Annotated in this window: 17 protein-coding genes; 16 read left to right on the forward strand and 1 reads right to left on the reverse strand. The window is 70.7% G+C overall.

Translation table 11 applies throughout. The annotated features are described in order from the left end of the window. The first annotated feature begins 21 nt into the window (after nt 1–21). The 11 genes from lepB (ACWCQK_RS25170) (at nt 22) to ACWCQK_RS25220 (ending at nt 9,735) form a co-directional block, all read left to right on the forward strand. Nucleotides 22–738, forward strand: coding sequence for a signal peptidase I (lepB, locus tag ACWCQK_RS25170; protein WP_451158476.1), 717 nt, complete (start codon nt 22–24; stop codon nt 736–738). After that, nucleotides 731–1,825, forward strand: a complete 1,095-nt coding sequence (lepB, locus tag ACWCQK_RS25175; RefSeq protein ID WP_451158478.1) for a signal peptidase I — start codon at nt 731–733, stop codon at nt 1,823–1,825. Before lepB (ACWCQK_RS25170) ends, lepB (ACWCQK_RS25175) begins: the two co-directional genes overlap by 8 nt. Further along, the gene (gene lepB, locus ACWCQK_RS25180) at nt 1,713–2,702 is read left to right on the forward strand and encodes a signal peptidase I (RefSeq protein ID WP_451158480.1); all 990 of its coding nucleotides are present in this window, start codon (nt 1,713–1,715) and stop codon (nt 2,700–2,702) included. Before lepB (ACWCQK_RS25175) ends, lepB (ACWCQK_RS25180) begins: the two co-directional genes overlap by 113 nt. A 223-nt stretch (nt 2,703–2,925) precedes the next feature. Then, nucleotides 2,926–3,702 (forward strand): signal peptidase I, encoded by a 777-nt coding sequence (lepB, locus tag ACWCQK_RS25185; RefSeq protein ID WP_451158482.1) that lies wholly within the window; start codon nt 2,926–2,928, stop codon nt 3,700–3,702. Next, nucleotides 3,692–4,240 carry an NUDIX hydrolase gene (locus ACWCQK_RS25190; protein WP_451158484.1) on the forward strand — a complete coding sequence of 183 codons (549 nt, stop codon included), beginning with the start codon at nt 3,692–3,694 and terminating at the stop codon, nt 4,238–4,240. The genes lepB (ACWCQK_RS25185) and ACWCQK_RS25190 overlap by 11 nt, the downstream gene beginning before the upstream one ends. Before the next feature lie 56 nt (nt 4,241–4,296). Beyond that, nucleotides 4,297–4,605 carry a DUF2469 domain-containing protein gene (locus ACWCQK_RS25195; RefSeq protein ID WP_003965949.1) on the forward strand — a complete coding sequence of 103 codons (309 nt, stop codon included), beginning with the start codon at nt 4,297–4,299 and terminating at the stop codon, nt 4,603–4,605. Between the two features lie 124 nt (nt 4,606–4,729). Beyond that, nucleotides 4,730–5,131: a YraN family protein gene (locus ACWCQK_RS25200; protein ID WP_451158486.1), complete on the forward strand. Its 402-nt coding sequence runs from the start codon at nt 4,730–4,732 to the stop codon at nt 5,129–5,131. Nucleotide 5,132: 1 nt separating this feature from the next. Then, entirely contained in the window at nt 5,133–6,758 is a 1,626-nt protein-coding gene (locus tag ACWCQK_RS25205; protein ID WP_451158488.1) for a YifB family Mg chelatase-like AAA ATPase, read from the forward strand. Continuing rightward, a complete protein-coding gene (dprA, locus tag ACWCQK_RS25210; protein WP_451158490.1) occupies nt 6,755–7,951 on the forward strand; it encodes a DNA-processing protein DprA in 1,197 nt (398 codons plus the stop codon). The genes ACWCQK_RS25205 and dprA overlap by 4 nt, the downstream gene beginning before the upstream one ends. Before the next feature lie 289 nt (nt 7,952–8,240). Next, complete coding sequence (gene whiG, locus ACWCQK_RS25215; RefSeq protein ID WP_451158492.1) at nt 8,241–9,083, forward strand: RNA polymerase sigma factor WhiG; 843 nt, start codon at nt 8,241–8,243, stop codon at nt 9,081–9,083. A gap of 94 nt (nt 9,084–9,177) precedes the next feature. Beyond that, nucleotides 9,178–9,735, forward strand: coding sequence for a TetR/AcrR family transcriptional regulator (locus ACWCQK_RS25220; RefSeq protein ID WP_451158550.1), 558 nt, complete (start codon nt 9,178–9,180; stop codon nt 9,733–9,735). Between the two features lie 233 nt (nt 9,736–9,968). Here the strand turns inward: ACWCQK_RS25220 and ACWCQK_RS25225 are convergent, their stop codons facing one another. Next, nucleotides 9,969–10,619 (reverse strand): peptidoglycan DD-metalloendopeptidase family protein, encoded by a 651-nt coding sequence (locus ACWCQK_RS25225; protein WP_451158494.1) that lies wholly within the window; start codon nt 10,617–10,619, stop codon nt 9,969–9,971. 270 nt (nt 10,620–10,889) lie between these two features. Between ACWCQK_RS25225 and rpsB the strand changes: the two genes are divergently transcribed. The 5 genes from rpsB to ACWCQK_RS25250 all read left to right on the forward strand — a co-directional run bounded on the left by rpsB (nt 10,890) and on the right by ACWCQK_RS25250 (nt 15,749). After that, on the forward strand, nt 10,890–11,822 hold the full coding sequence (rpsB, locus tag ACWCQK_RS25230) for a 30S ribosomal protein S2 (RefSeq protein WP_451158496.1): 933 nt from the start codon (nt 10,890–10,892) through the stop codon (nt 11,820–11,822). A 96-nt stretch (nt 11,823–11,918) separates the two neighbouring features. After that, complete coding sequence (tsf, locus tag ACWCQK_RS25235) at nt 11,919–12,755, forward strand: translation elongation factor Ts (RefSeq protein WP_451158498.1); 837 nt, start codon at nt 11,919–11,921, stop codon at nt 12,753–12,755. 204 nt (nt 12,756–12,959) lie between these two features. Further along, nucleotides 12,960–13,718: a UMP kinase gene (gene pyrH, locus ACWCQK_RS25240; protein ID WP_451158500.1), complete on the forward strand. Its 759-nt coding sequence runs from the start codon at nt 12,960–12,962 to the stop codon at nt 13,716–13,718. Nucleotides 13,719–13,902: 184 nt separating this feature from the next. Then, nucleotides 13,903–14,460 (forward strand): ribosome recycling factor, encoded by a 558-nt coding sequence (gene frr, locus ACWCQK_RS25245; RefSeq protein WP_451158502.1) that lies wholly within the window; start codon nt 13,903–13,905, stop codon nt 14,458–14,460. After that, nucleotides 14,460–15,749, forward strand: coding sequence for a phosphatidate cytidylyltransferase (locus tag ACWCQK_RS25250; RefSeq protein ID WP_451158504.1), 1,290 nt, complete (start codon nt 14,460–14,462; stop codon nt 15,747–15,749). Before frr ends, ACWCQK_RS25250 begins: the two co-directional genes overlap by 1 nt. Nucleotides 15,750–15,800: the final 51 nt, after the last annotated feature.

Below are 15,800 nucleotides of genomic sequence, written 5' to 3' on the forward strand. Positions count from 1 at the left end.
GCCGGATAACATCTGGCACCGATGGACACCGAAGCACGACCGACGGAGCGCGACCGCTCCTCCCGCCCTTCCGGATCCGAGGAGATCCCGGACACACAGGGGCCGGAGGGACGGTCGCGTTTCTCGTTGCTGTCGTGGATCACCGAGTGGCTGCCGGGCGGACGGATCTCGCTGGGCCTGTTGATCTGCCTGCTGTTTTTGCTCCTTCTCAACACTTTCGTGGTGCAACCGTTCCGGATTCCGAGCGGATCCATGGAAAACGGATTGAGGGTCGGGGACCGCGTTCTCGTAGATAAGTTGGCGTACCGTTTCGGTGCCCGGCCGCAGCGCGGTGACGTCGTCGTCTTCGACGGCACCGGGTACTTCGGGCACGCCGACTACATCAAACGCGTTGTGGGTGTGGGGGGAGACCACGTGGTCTGCTGCGACAAGGACGGGAGGATCCAGGTGAACGGCGGGTCTGTCGACGAGTCGACGCTCCTGTACCCCGGTGACAGCCCTTCCACGGTGCCTTTCGACGTGCGGGTGCCCGAGGGCACGTTGTTCGTCCTGGGCGACCACCGCGGTGTCTCCAGCGACTCCCGCGACCACCTCGGCTCGCCCGGCGGCGGCATGATCCCGGTGGACGACGTGATCGGCCGCGCCGCCTGGATCGTCTGGCCGGCCGGACATCTCACCCGCCTCGAGCGCCCCGGCGCCTACGCGCGCGTGCCGGCGGTGGAGGGCGCGCATGGGTAACCGCGGCAGACCGCGCGGTGTCACGGGCGCCGCCGCCGACAACCTCCTGCCCACGGGTGTCCGACGTGCCGCCAGCCCGGCCGGCGGGCGCAGCCGGGCCGAGCGGCGTCAGCTCCAGCGCAGGGTCAAGCGGCGCCGCAGGCGTGGCGCGGTCAAGGAGATACCCCTCCTCGTCGGCGTCGCGGTCCTGATAGCGCTGGTCCTGAAGACGTTCCTCGTCCAGGCGTTCGTGATCCCGTCGGGTTCCATGGAGCAGACGATCCGCATCGGCGACCGTGTGCTGGTCGACAAGTTCACCCCGTGGTTCGGCTCCAAGCCGCAGCGCGGGGACGTCGTGGTGTTCAAGGACCCCGGCGGCTGGCTCCAGGACGAGCAGACCACCACCAAGAAGAGCGACCCGGTGGTCGTCAAGCAGGTCAAGGAAGCACTCACCTTCATCGGCCTGCTCCCGTCCGACAACGAGAAGGACCTCATCAAGCGGGTCGTCGGGGTCGGCGGGGACCACGTCAAGTGCTGTGACGCCCAGGGACGGGTGACGGTCAACGGCGTGCCGCTCAGTGAGAGCGACTATCTGTATCCCGGGAACGCCCCGTCGACCACGGAGTTCGACATCACCGTCCCCCAGGGACGGCTGTGGGTGATGGGCGACCACCGGGCCAACTCCGCGGACTCCCGCTCGCACCAGAACACCGACTACGGCGGCACGGTCCCCGAGGACGAGGTGGTGGGCCGCGCCATGGTCATCGCCTGGCCGCTGGGTCACTGGAACAGTCTCAAGGAACCGCAAACATTCTCTTCCGTGGCCGACTCGGAGGCCGGGACGACCGCGGGTCCCCAACTGTCGCATAGGGTTGCTCCCGACGATCCGAATGGAACGATCCAACTCCCGAGCCCTGCGGAACTCCCGCTCGTTATGGGAGTGGTGGGCCTGCGGCGCGTACGCAGTAGGCGGCGGCACAGAGTAAGGAGTTGGCGTGGGGGATGTGGCGGTTGGCGCACGGTCGGGCCACGACGGCGAGGAACACCGCGGGCGCCCCGTGGAAGCCGATGTCCCGGCCGCGGACAGCGCCGTGACCTCCGGGAGTGACTCCGGGGCGAGCGGGAACGGCGCGACGCCGGACCCGCGGGGCCGGACCGAGGGCCAGGGATCAGGAGGCTCCGCGCCCCAGCCGCGCAAGCCGCGCTCCTTCTGGAAGGAGCTGCCGATCCTGATCGTCATCGCGCTGGTGCTCGCGCTGCTGATCAAGACGTTCCTGGTGCAGGCGTTCTCGATCCCGTCCGACTCGATGCAGAACACCCTCCAGCAGGGTGACCGTGTCCTGGTCGACAAGCTGACCCCCTGGTTCGGTTCGGAGCCCGAGCGCGGCGAGGTCGTCGTCTTCCACGACCCCGACGACTGGCTGGCGGGCGAGCCCACGCCCAACCCGAACGCCATCCAGACGTTCCTCAGCTGGATCGGCCTGATGCCGTCCGCGGAGGAGAAGGACCTCATCAAGCGGGTCATCGGCGTCGGCGGCGACACGGTCGAGTGCAACGGCACGGGCCCGCTGAAGGTCAACGGCAAGGCGCTCCAGGAAGGGTCGTACGTGTACCCGGGCAACACGCCGTGCACGGTGGACGACCAGGGTGGCCAGTTCAAGGTGAAGGTCCCCAAGGGCTTCATCTGGGTCATGGGCGACCACCGGCAGAACTCGCGTGACTCGCGCTACAACCAGAGCGACAAGAACCACGGCATGGTCCCGGTGGACAAGGTCGTCGGCCGTGCCATCGTCAAGGCCTGGCCGATCACCCGCTGGGGCACGCTGCCCGTCCCGGACACCTTCGACCAGCCGAACCTCGGCGACCAGTCCTCGGCCGCCGGCGTTCTGCCGATGGCGCCGCAGGGCATCGCCCTCGTCGGTGTGGTGCCGTTCGCGGTGTGGCGGCGCAGGCAGAACGTGAAGGCCGCGTCCGAGACCCGCTGAAGTTCGTCCGACGAGGGCCGGACCGGCTGATGCCGGTCCGGCCCTCGTCGGCCGACCGGTCCGGCGCTGCTCGGTCGACGGTCCTGGACGCCTGAATGCGGGTGCGGGCGGACCCTCCTGTTCCGTTCGCCTCGTGAAGCCGCCGTGGAGCTTGCGACCTCGGAGCTCTGGACGAGGGAGAGGGGCTGCCCCTCTTCGGTACCGCCGGGTAGGGTGCGGGTCCATGGGTGGCGAGAGCACTACGCGTACGGCCCCGCGCAGCGGTGGCACCGGCAAAGGCCCGGCGGGCAGCCGGACCGGACAACGTCTGTCCGGCCTGGCCGTAGCGCTGGGCCTCGTGCTGTTCCTGGCGGGATTCGCGTGGGCGGCGCTGATCTACCGGCCCTACACCGTGCCGACGAGTTCGATGACCCCGACCATCGACGCCGGGGACCGGGTGCTCGCGCAGAGCGTCGACGGCGGCGAGGTGCGCCGGGGCGACGTCGTCGTCTTCCGCGACAGCACCTGGGTCGACAACGCCCCGGTGGTCAAGCGGGTCGTCGCGGTCGGCGGGGACACGGTCTCCTGCTGCACGAACGGCAAGCTCACCGTCAACGGCAAGCAGATCGTGGAGCCGTATCTGCCCAAGGGCAGCCTCGCCGAGATCAAGGACTTCCCGACGGTGACGGTCCCCAAGGGGCGCCTCTTCCTGCTCGGTGACGAGCGTCAGGGCTCCCTGGACTCCACCGCCCACCTCACGGACGCCGCCAGAGGCACCGTCGCCAGCGCCGCCGTGACCGCACGCGTCGACGCCGTCGTCTGGCCCATGAACGGCATGCTGAAGCGGCCCACGGGCTTCCAGGCACTCGGCGGCCTCTCCGAGCCGGGACCGCTGCGCACGATCGGCATCATGATCGTCGCCGGCGGCGCGCTGGTGCTCCTCGGCGGTGCGTACGGCCCCGTGGCCAACCTGCTGGGCGGTCGCCGACGCGCCCGGACGGGGACCGCCGGTGCCCGCTGAGGCCGCGGACGCGGGCGGCGACGCGACGGCGTGCGAGAACGCGGACTCCTACCAGGGGGGACTGCGCAAGGTGGCCCGGGTCGTGCTGCTCGACCCCGACGACCGCGTCCTGCTGCTGCACGGTCATGAACCGGACGATCCGGCCGACGACTGGTGGTTCACACCCGGTGGCGGACTGGAGGGCGACGAGACCCGTGAGCAGGCCGCCCTGCGGGAACTCGCCGAGGAGACGGGCATCACCGAGGTCGAACTCGGCCCGGTGCTGTGGCGGCGCAGGTGCTCCTTCCCGTTCGCGGGCCGCCGCTGGGACCAGGACGAGTGGTATTTCCTGGCCCGTACGAACCAGACCGCGACGCGCGCCACGGGGCTCACCGAACTGGAGCGGCGCAGCGTCGCCGGAGCGCGCTGGTGGACGTGTCGGGAACTGAGCCAGGCACATGAGACGGTGTATCCGACCAGACTCGCCGAGCTGCTGCGCAGGGTGCTCGACGAGGGTCCCCCGGCCAGGCCCGAGATCCTTGACACGGAAATCGTCTAGGTGCCGCGGGTACTGGCGCACAATGGTGGGATCGCACGGCTGAAGGGGAACATGCCATGAGCGCCGAGGACCTCGAGAAGTACGAGACCGAGATGGAGCTGAAGCTCTACCGGGAGTACCGCGATGTCGTCGGTCTGTTCAAATACGTGATCGAGACCGAGCGACGTTTCTACCTGACCAATGACTACGAGATGCAGGTGCACTCGGTCCAGGGTGAAGTGTTCTTCGAGGTGTCCATGGCGGACGCCTGGGTCTGGGACATGTACCGGCCTGCTCGCTTCGTCAAGCAGGTCCGTGTCCTGACGTTCAAGGACGTGAACATCGAGGAGCTCAACAAGAGCGACCTCGAGCTGCCGGGCGGCTGACGGTCTCAGGCGGTCATTCTCTCCGCCGCCTCTCCGCCGTCGCCCCGGGATCCCTCGTAGGGGTGACGGCGATATCCACAACCACCGAGTTATCAACCAAGATCCACTTCGTCGGGTCGGATGCGTGACGGTTGGCGCCGGAGGTGGTGCCGACATGAAGACGCAGCAGGCACGCAGCGCACTCGGCAAATACGGCGAGGGACTGGCCGCCCGGCGGCTGGCCGAGGCCGGAATGACACTCCTGGAGCGCAACTGGCGTTGCGGCAGGACCGGGGAGATCGACATCGTCGCCCGCGAGGGCGAGGTCCTGGTGGTCTGCGAGGTGAAGACCCGCAGGGCGGGCCCGTTCCAGCACCCCCTGGCGGCGATCACGCCGGCCAAGGCGGAACGCCTGCGCGGCCTGGCGCAACGGTGGACGCAGGAGCACGGGGGAGCACCGCCCGGCGGGGTCCGCATCGACCTGGTCGCCGTGCTGCTGCCGCGCCGCGGCGCGCCCTCGGTCGAGCATGTGCGGGGGGTGGGCTGAGATGGGCTTCGCGCGTACGTGCTCCGTGGCGCTGGTGGGCGTCGAAGGCGTGGTGGTGGAGGTGCAGGCCGACCTCGAACCAGGCGTCGCGGCCTTCACCCTGGTCGGGCTGCCGGACAAGAGCCTGACGGAGAGCCGGGACCGGGTGCGGGCCGCGGTGGTGAACTCCGGCGACGCGTGGCCGCAGAAGAAGCTCACGGTCGGGCTGAGCCCGGCGTCCGTGCCGAAGGCCGGCTCCGGGTTCGATCTCGCCGTCGCCTGCGCGGTCCTCGGCGCCGCCGAGCGCATCGATCCCCGTGTGCTCGCCGACATCGTGATGATCGGTGAGCTGGGCCTGGACGGACGGGTGCGGCCGGTACGGGGCATCCTGCCGGCCGTGCTGGCCGCGGCCGAGGCCGGATACGAGCAGGTCGTCGTGCCGGACTGCGCCGCCGCCGAAGCCTCGCTCGTGCCTGGCGTGTCGGTGCTCGGTGTCCGCAGTCTGCGGCAGTTGATCGCCGTACTGGCCGACGAACCGGTCCCTGACGACGAACCCGACGAGCCGGGGCGCCCCGACCCGCTCCTGGCCGGACTGCGGCTGCCCGGGACGGGCGCGGCCACGGGCATGCACAGCCTCGGCGCCGCCGAGCACGACCAGGGGCACGACCTCGCGGACGTCGTGGGCCAGATCTCCGCCCGCACCGCGGTGGAGGTGGCCGCCGCGGGCGGGCATCACCTGTTCCTCGAGGGCCCGCCCGGCGCCGGAAAGACCATGCTCGCCGAGCGGCTGCCGGCCGTGCTGCCCCCGCTGCTGCGGGAGGATTCGCTGGAGGTCACGGCGGTCCACTCGGTGGCCGGACTGCTGCCGCCGGGCAAACCCCTCATCGACGTCGCGCCCTACTGCGCCCCGCACCACTCGGCCACCATGCAGGCGCTCGTCGGCGGCGGCCCCGGCATCGCCCGGCCGGGCGCGGTCTCCCTCGCCCATCGTGGGGTGCTGTTTCTCGACGAGTGCCCGGAATTCAGCGGCCGGGCCCTGGACGCCCTGCGCCAGCCCCTGGAGGCGGGGCACGTCATCATCGCCCGCAGCGCGGGTGTGGTGCGGTTCCCGGCGCGGTTCCAGATGGTGCTCGCGGCCAATCCGTGCCCCTGCGGGCGCTTCTCCCAGCGGGACACGTCGTGCGAGTGTCCGCCGTCGGCCATCCGGCGCTACCAGGCCAGACTCTCCGGGCCGCTGCTCGACCGGGTCGATCTCCGGGTCGAGGTCGAGCCGGTCGGCCGGGCCGAACTGGCGCGGCGGGGCGCGGCCGGCGAGTCCACGGCGACGGTCGCCGAGCGGGTGCGGGCCGCGCGCGAGCGGGCGGTGGCGCGGCTCGCGGGCACCCCCTGGCGGACGAACAGCGAAGTCCCGGGACGGGAACTGCGCGACCGCTGGCACGCCCTGGGCGGCGCGATGGACGAGGCCGAACGGAACCTGGAGCGCGGTGTGCTCACGGCCCGCGGACTCGATCGCGTCCTGCGCGTCGCCTGGACCGTCGCGGACCTGGTCGGTCACGACCGGCCCGATGCCACGGACGTCGCGCTCGCCCTTCAGCTGCGCACCGGCGTCCCGCGTGGCGTACCGATGGCCATCGGGGCCCTGACGTGAGCGGCGGCGAGGCGCCGGACGACGGTCTTGACGTGAGCGGCGGCGGGGCGCCGGACGACGACCTGCTCGCGCGTGTCCTGCTCACCCGGGTCATCGAGCCCGGGGATGAGACCGGCGGGCGATGGGTGCGACGGTTCGGCGTGCGCGAGGTGGCACGGCGGCTGCGGGACGGCGGGGCCGTGCTGCCCGGGGCGAGCGAGCGGCGCTGGGCCGGGCTGCGGGAGCGGGCCGCGCGGGCCGAGCCCGCACGGGATCTGGCCGTCGCCCGGGCGGCCGGGGTGCGGTTCGTGGGGCCCGGTGCGGCCGAGTGGCCGGGACAGCTCGACGACCTGGACGACGCCCGCCCCCTGGGGCTGTGGGTGCGGGGACGGCCGAGCCTGCGGGTGTGGGCACTGCGCTCGGTCGCCGTGGTGGGGGCACGGGCCTGCACCGGGTACGGCGCCCACATGGCGGCCGTGCTCGCCGCCGGACTCGCCGAGCGCGGCTGGGTGGTGGTCTCCGGCGGCGCCTATGGCATCGACGGGGCCGCCCACCGGGGTGCCCTCGGGGCGGGCGGGGCCACCGTCGCCGTCCTCGCCTGCGGCGTCGACCGGCCCTACCCGCGCGGACACGCCCAGTTGATCACCCGGATCGCGGAGCAGGGCCTGGTGATCGGGGAACTGCCGCCGGGTGATCATCCGACGCCGAGCCGGTTCATCCTGCGGAACCGGGTGATCGCGGCGCTGACCAGGGGCACCGTGGTCGTCGAGGCGGCGTATCGAAGCGGTTCGCTGGTCACGGCACGGGCGGCGCAGCGGTTGGGCCGGCACACCATGGCGGTGCCGGGACCGGCCACCAGCGGGCTCTCCGCGGGCACGCACGAGCTCCTGCGCGGCGACGCCGTCCTGGTCACCGACGCCGCCGAGGTCGTCGAGCTGGTCGGCGGCATGGGAGAGCTGGCGCCGGACCGGCGGGGCCCGGTACTCCCGCGTGACCTGCTGGAACCCGGCGCCCGGCGGGTGCTCGCCGCGCTGCCGGCCGGCCGGGCCGCGGCCGCGGACGAGGTGGCGCGCGGAGCGCAGACGACCGAGGACGACGCGATCGCGAGACTGTACGAACTACGAGCACTTGGTTACGTCGAACGACACGGCGACGGCTGGAAGTTGACACGCGAGTCGATGATCTCCGTCCGGGGTGCTCGCGGTCCGTGCTGACCGAGCGTGTTCGGCCGTCCGGGGGATCCCCGAAGCCCTTGCGAATCCACGCAGTTGACGCTTTCCGGTCGTCACACAGGGCGACCGGGCCGGTCCGGCGGAGCATCCAAAGGAACGATTCTGCGCACGGCGTCGGCCTCGCCCTTCGCGCACCGCGACGCTCCAGTCACGCTACGCTCACAAGGATCCAGACACGGTCCACCGACTCCGCACCGACCCGACAGCCCACGCAGTCACTCCTGGCTCACGTACGTCCCGTACTTCACGGCAGAACGGCACAAGGCGACGAATGCCCCAGCACACCTCCGGGTCCGACCGGGCGGCGATCCCCCCAGCCGCCCGCGACGGTGGCAGCGTGCGGCCGCCCGCTCCCTCGACGCTCGACGAGCTGTGGCGGTCCTACAAGGCGACGGGGGACGAGCGGCTGCGGGAGCAGCTGATCCTGCACTACTCGCCGCTGGTCAAGTACGTGGCCGGCCGGGTGAGTGTCGGGCTGCCGCCCAACGTGGAACAGGCGGACTTCGTGTCGTCGGGGGTGTTCGGGCTGATCGACGCGATCGAGAAGTTCGACGTCGACCGGGAGATCAAGTTCGAGACGTACGCGATCACGCGGATCCGGGGCGCGATGATCGACGAGCTGCGGGCGCTGGACTGGATCCCGCGGTCGGTGCGGCAGAAGGCGCGGAACGTGGAGCGGGCCTACGCGACGCTGGAGGCCCGGCTGCGCCGTACGCCGACGGAGGTCGAGGTGGCCAACGAACTGGGCATCGCGGTCGACGACCTCCACGCGGTGTTCAGTCAGTTGTCGCTGGCGAACGTGGTGGCGCTGGAGGAACTGCTGCACGTCGGCGGCGAGGGCGGCGACCGGCTGAGCCTCATGGACACGCTGGAGGACACCGCCGCCGACAATCCCGTGGAGGTGGCCGAGGACCGGGAGCTGCGGCGGTTCCTGGCGCGGGCCATCAACACACTGCCCGACCGTGAGAAGACGGTCGTCACGCTGTACTACTACGAGGGCCTCACACTCGCCGAGATCGGGAACGTGCTCGGTGTGACCGAGAGCCGGGTCAGCCAGATCCACACCAAGTCCGTGCTCCAGTTGCGCGCGAAACTGGCCAGCTTCGGCCGGTGACCTGGCCGAACGTGGGCGCGTCGGCGGGAGACACTCCCGTCCGGCGTGGCGCGTCCGTACAGTGGTTGACGTGCCAAGGATTCGAGCGGCCTCTGTGGCCGAGCACCGGTCGATGCAGCGAGCCGCCCTGCTGGACGCGGCACGGTCCCTGTTGTCCGAGGGCGGGACGGAGGCGTTGACCTTTCCCGCCCTCGCCGAACGGACGGGACTGGCGCGTTCTTCCGTCTACGAGTACTTCCGGTCGCGGGCGGCCGTGGTCGAGGAGCTGTGCGAGGTCGACTTCCCGGTCTGGGCGGCGGAGGTGTCGGCCGCGATGGCCGCGGCCGACGACCCGGACGCCAAGGTCGAGGCGTATGTGCGGCAGCAGCTCGCGCTGGTCGGCGACCGGCGGCACCGGGCCGTGGTGGCGATCTCCGCGAGCGAGCTCGACGCGGGGGCCCGGGAGAAGATCCGGGCCGCGCACGGCGGGCTCGTGGCGATGATCGTCGAGGCGCTGGTGGAGCTGGGACACGCGGAGCCCCGGCTGGCGGCGATGCTGCTTCAGGGGGTCGTCGACGCGGCCGTACGGCGGATCGAGCTCGGTGTGGCGGAGGATCCGTCGGCGATCACCGACGCGGCGGTGGGGATGGCGCTGCGCGGGGTGCACGGCTGAGACCGGGCCGTGCGCGGCGCGGCCCGGGTGGTGTGGTGAGGCCGGGCGGTGTGCCGCCTCGGGATGGCACGGATGCCTTCGGGTCGGCGCGTGCGGTTGGCGTGCCTGCGCTGGCGGGCTGCGCACACAGGGCTGCGCACACAGGGTCGCGCACGCGGGGTGGTGCCGTGCGGGGCGGCTCGCGTCGGGGTGCTGTGGGTGGCGCGGCTGATGGGTGCGCGGGGTCGCGCCGGTCAGCGGGGGACGGGGACGCCCAGTACCGGGAGGAGTCTCGAGGGGGCGGGGTGGAGCAGTCGGGGTGGGAGCAGGGCCAGCGGGTTGAGGTAGGTCGTCGCCCGCAGGAGGCCCCAGTGCACGCACGAGGCGGCGCAGTGGCCGCCGGCCGGTTCCACCGTGCCGACCGTGTCCCCCGGTGCCAGCGCGTCGCCCTGGTGGACGGACGGTCGCACCGGCTCGTACGTCGTCCGTAGGGGTGGATCGCCCGTCCCCGCCAGCTCCACCGAGACGACCCCCCGGCCGGCGACCCGGCCCGCGAAGGACACGCGGCCGGACGCCACCGCCCGTACCGGTGTTCCCGGCGAGGCCGCCAGGTCGACACCGCGGTGACCGGGTCCGTAGACCGTCGCCGGGGGTTCCCAGCCGCGTAGGACCGAGGGGCGCGAGCCCACCGGCCAGGCGCGGGCGACGGTCGGCACGTCGTCCGCCGCCGGGAGCGGGTCCTCGGTGTGGGCCATCGGGGACAGAGCGGTCGGGAACGAAGCCGTCGGGGACAGGCCGTTCAGGGTCAGGGTCAGGGTCAGGACGGTAAGGGTCAGAGCCGACAAGACCAGGGTCGGCAGGAGGCGCGGCAGTGGCGCCCATCGGTTCGTACGTGTCGGAGGCATGCGAGAACCGTCCCGCAGGCTGACCGGACATGACCGGCATCTGTGGACTACTCGCCGGTTGTGGACAGCGGCGTCACCCGCGACCCCGCCGGTCCCGTACACTTCTTCTGGCGATCCGGGTCACCGGGTCGACTTCGCACGCCCCGATATGGCGACCGGCGACGGTCCCTGTCAGCGCCCCTCGGTCCTTTGTGGCACGGCGCAATGCGGGCGTCAGGCGCGGATGCCGTCCGGTATCCGCGGCAACCGAGAAACTCAAGGAGAACGGCCATGGCCGTCGTCACGATGCGGGAGCTGCTGGAAAGCGGCGTCCACTTCGGTCACCAGACCCGTCGTTGGAACCCGAAGATGAAGCGCTTCATCTTCACGGAGCGCAACGGCATCTACATCATCGACCTGCTCCAGTCGCTGTCGTACATCGACCGCGCCTACGAGTTCGTCAAGGAGACCGTCGCCCACGGCGGCACGGTCATGTTCGTCGGCACGAAGAAGCAGGCGCAGGAGGCCATCGCCGAGCAGGCCACCCGCGTCGGCATGCCCTTCGTCAACCAGCGCTGGCTGGGCGGCATGCTCACCAACTTCTCCACCGTCTACAAGCGTCTGCAGCGCCTCAAGGAGCTCGAGCAGATCGACTTCGAGGACGTCGCCGCGTCCGGTCTGACCAAGAAGGAGCTTCTCGTGCTCTCGCGCGAGAAGGCCAAGCTGGAGAAGACCCTCGGCGGTATCCGCGAGATGTCCAAGGTTCCCAGCGCCGTCTGGATCGTGGACACCAAGAAGGAGCACATCGCGGTCGGCGAGGCCCGGAAGCTCAACATCCCGGTCGTCGCCATCCTCGACACCAACTGCGACCCCGACGAGGTCGACTACAAGATCCCGGGCAACGACGACGCGATCCGCTCCGTCACGCTGCTCACCCGTGTGATCGCGGACGCGGTCGCCGAGGGCCTGATCTCCCGCTCCGGTGTCGCCACCGAGGGCAAGGGCGACAAGGCCGCGGGCGAGCCGCTCGCCGCCTGGGAGCGCGACCTGCTCGAGGGCGAGAAGAAGGCCGACGAGGCCGAGGTCCAGACCTCCGCCGAGACGGAGAAGGTCGCCGACGCCGAGCAGGCCGAGGTCGCGGCCGTCGAGGTCGAGGCCGCCGAGGCGCCGGTTGCCGAGGCTCCCGCCGCCGAGGCCCCCGCCGCGGACGCCGAGCAGGCCTGACCCCCTCACCCCTTCGGGTTTACTGGACGGCGGGGGCACAAAGCCCCCGCCGTTCGGCCCGTAGATCTTCAGACTTCGAGAGAGATTCCAGGAATCATGGCGAACTACACCGCCGCCGACGTCAAGAAGCTCCGTGAGCTCACCGGCGCCGGCATGATGGACTGCAAGAAGGCGCTGGACGAGGCCGAGGGCAACGTCGACAAGGCCGTCGAAGCGCTCCGTATCAAGGGCCAGAAGGGCGTCGCCAAGCGCGAGGGCCGCTCCGCCGAGAACGGCGCCGTGGTCTCGATCATCGCCGACGACAACTCCTCCGGCGTCCTCGTCGAGCTGAAGTGCGAGACGGACTTCGTCGCCAAGGGCGAGAAGTTCCAGGCCGTGGCCGCCGCCATCGCCGAGCACGTCGCCAAGACCTCCCCGGCCGACATCGACGCGCTGCTCGCGTCCGAGATCGAGGCCGGCAAGACCGTCCAGGCGTTCGTGGACGAGGCCAACGCCAACCTGGGCGAGAAGATCGTCCTGGACCGCTTCGCGCAGTTCACCGACGGCTACGTGGCGGCGTACATGCACCGCACGATGCCCGACCTGCCCCCGCAGATCGGTGTCCTCGTCGAGCTGGACAAGCCGAACGCCGAGGTCGCCCGCGGTGTCGCCCAGCACATCGCTGCCTTCGCGCCGAAGTACCTCGCCCAGGAGGACGTCCCGGCCGAGGTCATCGAGTCCGAGCGTCGCATCGCCGAGGAGACCACCCGCGCCGAGGGCAAGCCCGAGGCCGCGATCGCCAAGATCGTCGACGGTCGCCTCAACGGCTTCTTCAAGGACGCCACGCTGCTCGGCCAGCCGTACGCGCTCGACAACAAGAAGTCGGTCCAGAAGGTTCTGGACGAGGCGGGTGTCGCCCTGAAGCGCTTCACGCGCATCAAGGTCGGCATCTGAGTCCGTACCGCGATCGGCGCGCGACTCCCGGCGGAACTTCGCTAGGGTCGACAGCAGTCGTCCGCGTACGGCGTCGTCACGCGCGCGCGTGACGGACGACAGCAGATCTGACGAGGAGGCCATTGCCGCGCACGGGTTGCGAACGACACCCCACCGGCAGTGGCCTTCTTCGTATGTGCACCACGTGAAAGAGGCGGGATCTCCATGACCACCAAGGCCCAGACGAGCGACGACGGCAAAGTAGGCGGCCGGTTTCTGCTGAAGCTGTCCGGAGAGGCTTTCGCCGGTGGCGGGGGCCTGGGTGTGGACCCCGACGTGGTGCACAAGATCGCCCGTGAGATCGCCGCCGTCGTCCGCGACGGGGCGCAGATCGCGGTCGTCATCGGCGGCGGCAACTTCTTCCGCGGCGCCGAACTCCAGCAGCGTGGCATGGACCGCGCGCGCTCCGACTACATGGGCATGCTCGGCACCGTGATGAACTGCCTCGCCCTCCAGGACTTCCTGGAGAAGGAAGGCATCGACAGCCGGGTCCAGACCGCCATCACCATGGGCCAGGTCGCCGAGCCGTACATCCCGCTGCGTGCCGTGCGGCACCTGGAGAAGGGCCGTGTGGTCATCTTCGGTGCCGGTATGGGCATGCCGTACTTCTCCACCGACACCACCGCCGCGCAGCGCGCCCTGGAGATCGACGCCGAGGCGCTGCTGATGGGCAAGAACGGCGTGGACGGGGTCTACGACTCCGACCCGAAGACCAACCCGGACGCGGTCAAGTTCGACGCCCTCGGCTACGGCGAGGTCATCACCCGCGAGCTGAAGGTCGCCGACGCCACCGCCGTCACGCTGTGCCGCGACAACAAGCTGCCGATCCTGGTCTTCGAGCTTCTGGCGGAGGGCAATATCGCGCGCGCCGTCAAGGGTGAGAAGATCGGCACGCTTGTGGGTGACCAGGACAGCCGGAACTGACCGGAGCACCACCTCGTCCCCGGGGACGAAACCCGTCCGCGGGACGGACGGGACGGACCCTGGTCGGGGGATGGACAATGTCCTGCCGGTCGGGAACCGTGCAGGAAGAAGACGCGACGCAGCCGGTCACCGGCCCCGACAGGGAACCGTGGCCGGGCCTACTCAAGACACGCAGGAGCAAGTGGTGATCGAAGAGACCCTCCTCGAGGCCGAGGAGAAGATGGAGAAGGCCGTCGTGGTCGCCAAGGAGGACTTCGCCGCGATCCGCACCGGCCGTGCGCACCCGGCGATGTTCAACAAGATCGTGGCCGACTACTACGGCGCGCTGACGCCGATCAACCAGCTGGCCTCGTTCTCGGTGCCGGAGCCGCGCATGGCCGTGGTGACGCCGTTCGACAAGAGCGCGCTGCGCAACATCGAGCAGGCGATCCGCGACTCCGACCTGGGCGTCAACCCCAGCAACGACGGCAACATCATCCGGGTGACCTTCCCCGAGCTGACGGAAGAGCGCCGCAAGGACTACATCAAGGTCGCGCGGACCAAGGGCGAGGACGCCAAGGTCTCGATCCGTTCCGTGCGCCGCAAGGCGAAGGACGCCCTCGACAAGCTCGTCAAGGACAAGGAGTCCGGCGAGGACGAGGTCCGCCGTGCGGAGAAGGAGCTCGACGACACCACCGCGAAGTACGTCGCCCAGGTGGACGAGCTCCTGAAGCACAAGGAAGCTGAGCTGCTCGAGGTCTGATGAACGACTCATCCTGGGGAGCGCCGCCACAAGCCGGGTACTGGGGGCCGTCCGACCAGGGGCCTGTCCAGGGGGCTGCCCCGGCGGGTCCCGCGTACGATGCGCCTGAGGCGCAGCACACTCGCCCCATGCCCATCGTGCCCGGCCCACCCGCCCATGGCGGAGACCAGGATGACGACCGGGGGGCCGCTCGGCCGGGCGGCCCCTTGTTCGGGGACGAGCCGTTCCGCGACGAGCCGTACCGGAACGACTTGTTCCGCGATGAACCGGTCGGAGAACAGCCGCTCCGCGATCAGCAGTATCTCGATCAGCGGTATCGCGAACAGTCGTTCCGCGATCAGCAGTATCGCGATCAGTCGTATCGAGAGCAGCCGTACCGCGACGAGACCCCGTCGGCGCAGCCCCATGCGGCGGTGCCGCAGAATCCGGAGCCCATGCCCGACGCCCCTCAGCCGGCGCCCGCACCGCAGAAGAAGAGCGCGGGCCGTGACCTGGGCGCGGCCATAGGCGTCGGCGCCGGACTCGGCGCGGTGATCATCGCGTCCCTGTTCGTCGTCAAGGCCGTGTTCGTCGGCGTGGTGGCGGTCGCCGTGGTCGTCGGCCTGTGGGAGCTGACCAGTCGGCTCCACGAGCGCAAGGGCATCAAGGCGCCCCTGGTGCCGCTGGCACTCGGCGGCGCGGCGATGGTCGTCGCCGGCTATGTCAGCGGGGCGGAGGGCGCGTGGGTCGCCATGGCGCTCACCGCGCTGGCCGTGCTCGTCTGGCGGATGACGGAGCCGCCGGAGGGCTATCTCAAGGACGTCACGGCGGGAGTCTTCGCCGCGTTCTACGTCCCGTTCCTGGCCACGTTCGTGGCCATGATGCTGACGGCGCACGACGGCGCCTGGCGTGTGATGACGTTCCTGCTGCTGACGGTGGTCAGCGACACGGGCGCGTACGCCGTCGGGTGGCGCTTCGGCAAGCACAAGCTGGCTCCGCGCATCAGCCCCGGCAAGACCCGTGAGGGGCTGTTGGGCGCGGTGTCGTTCGCCATGGTCGCGGGCGCGCTGTGCATGCAGTTCCTGATCGACGACGGCCAGTGGTGGCAGGGCCTGCTGCTGGGCCTCGCGGTGGCCGCCAGCGCGACACTCGGCGACCTCGGCGAGTCCATGATCAAGCGGGACCTGGGCATCAAGGACATGGGCACGCTGCTTCCCGGGCACGGGGGCATCATGGACCGGCTGGACTCGCTGCTGCCGACGGCTCCCGTGGTGTGGCTGCTGCTGGTCATCTTCGTGGGGTCCGGCTAACGGCTCCCAGGCCGGCCGCGCTGCTCCACAGCTCTTCGGAACCACCCCTTC

The organism is Streptomyces sp. NPDC002306 (assembly GCF_053593435.1).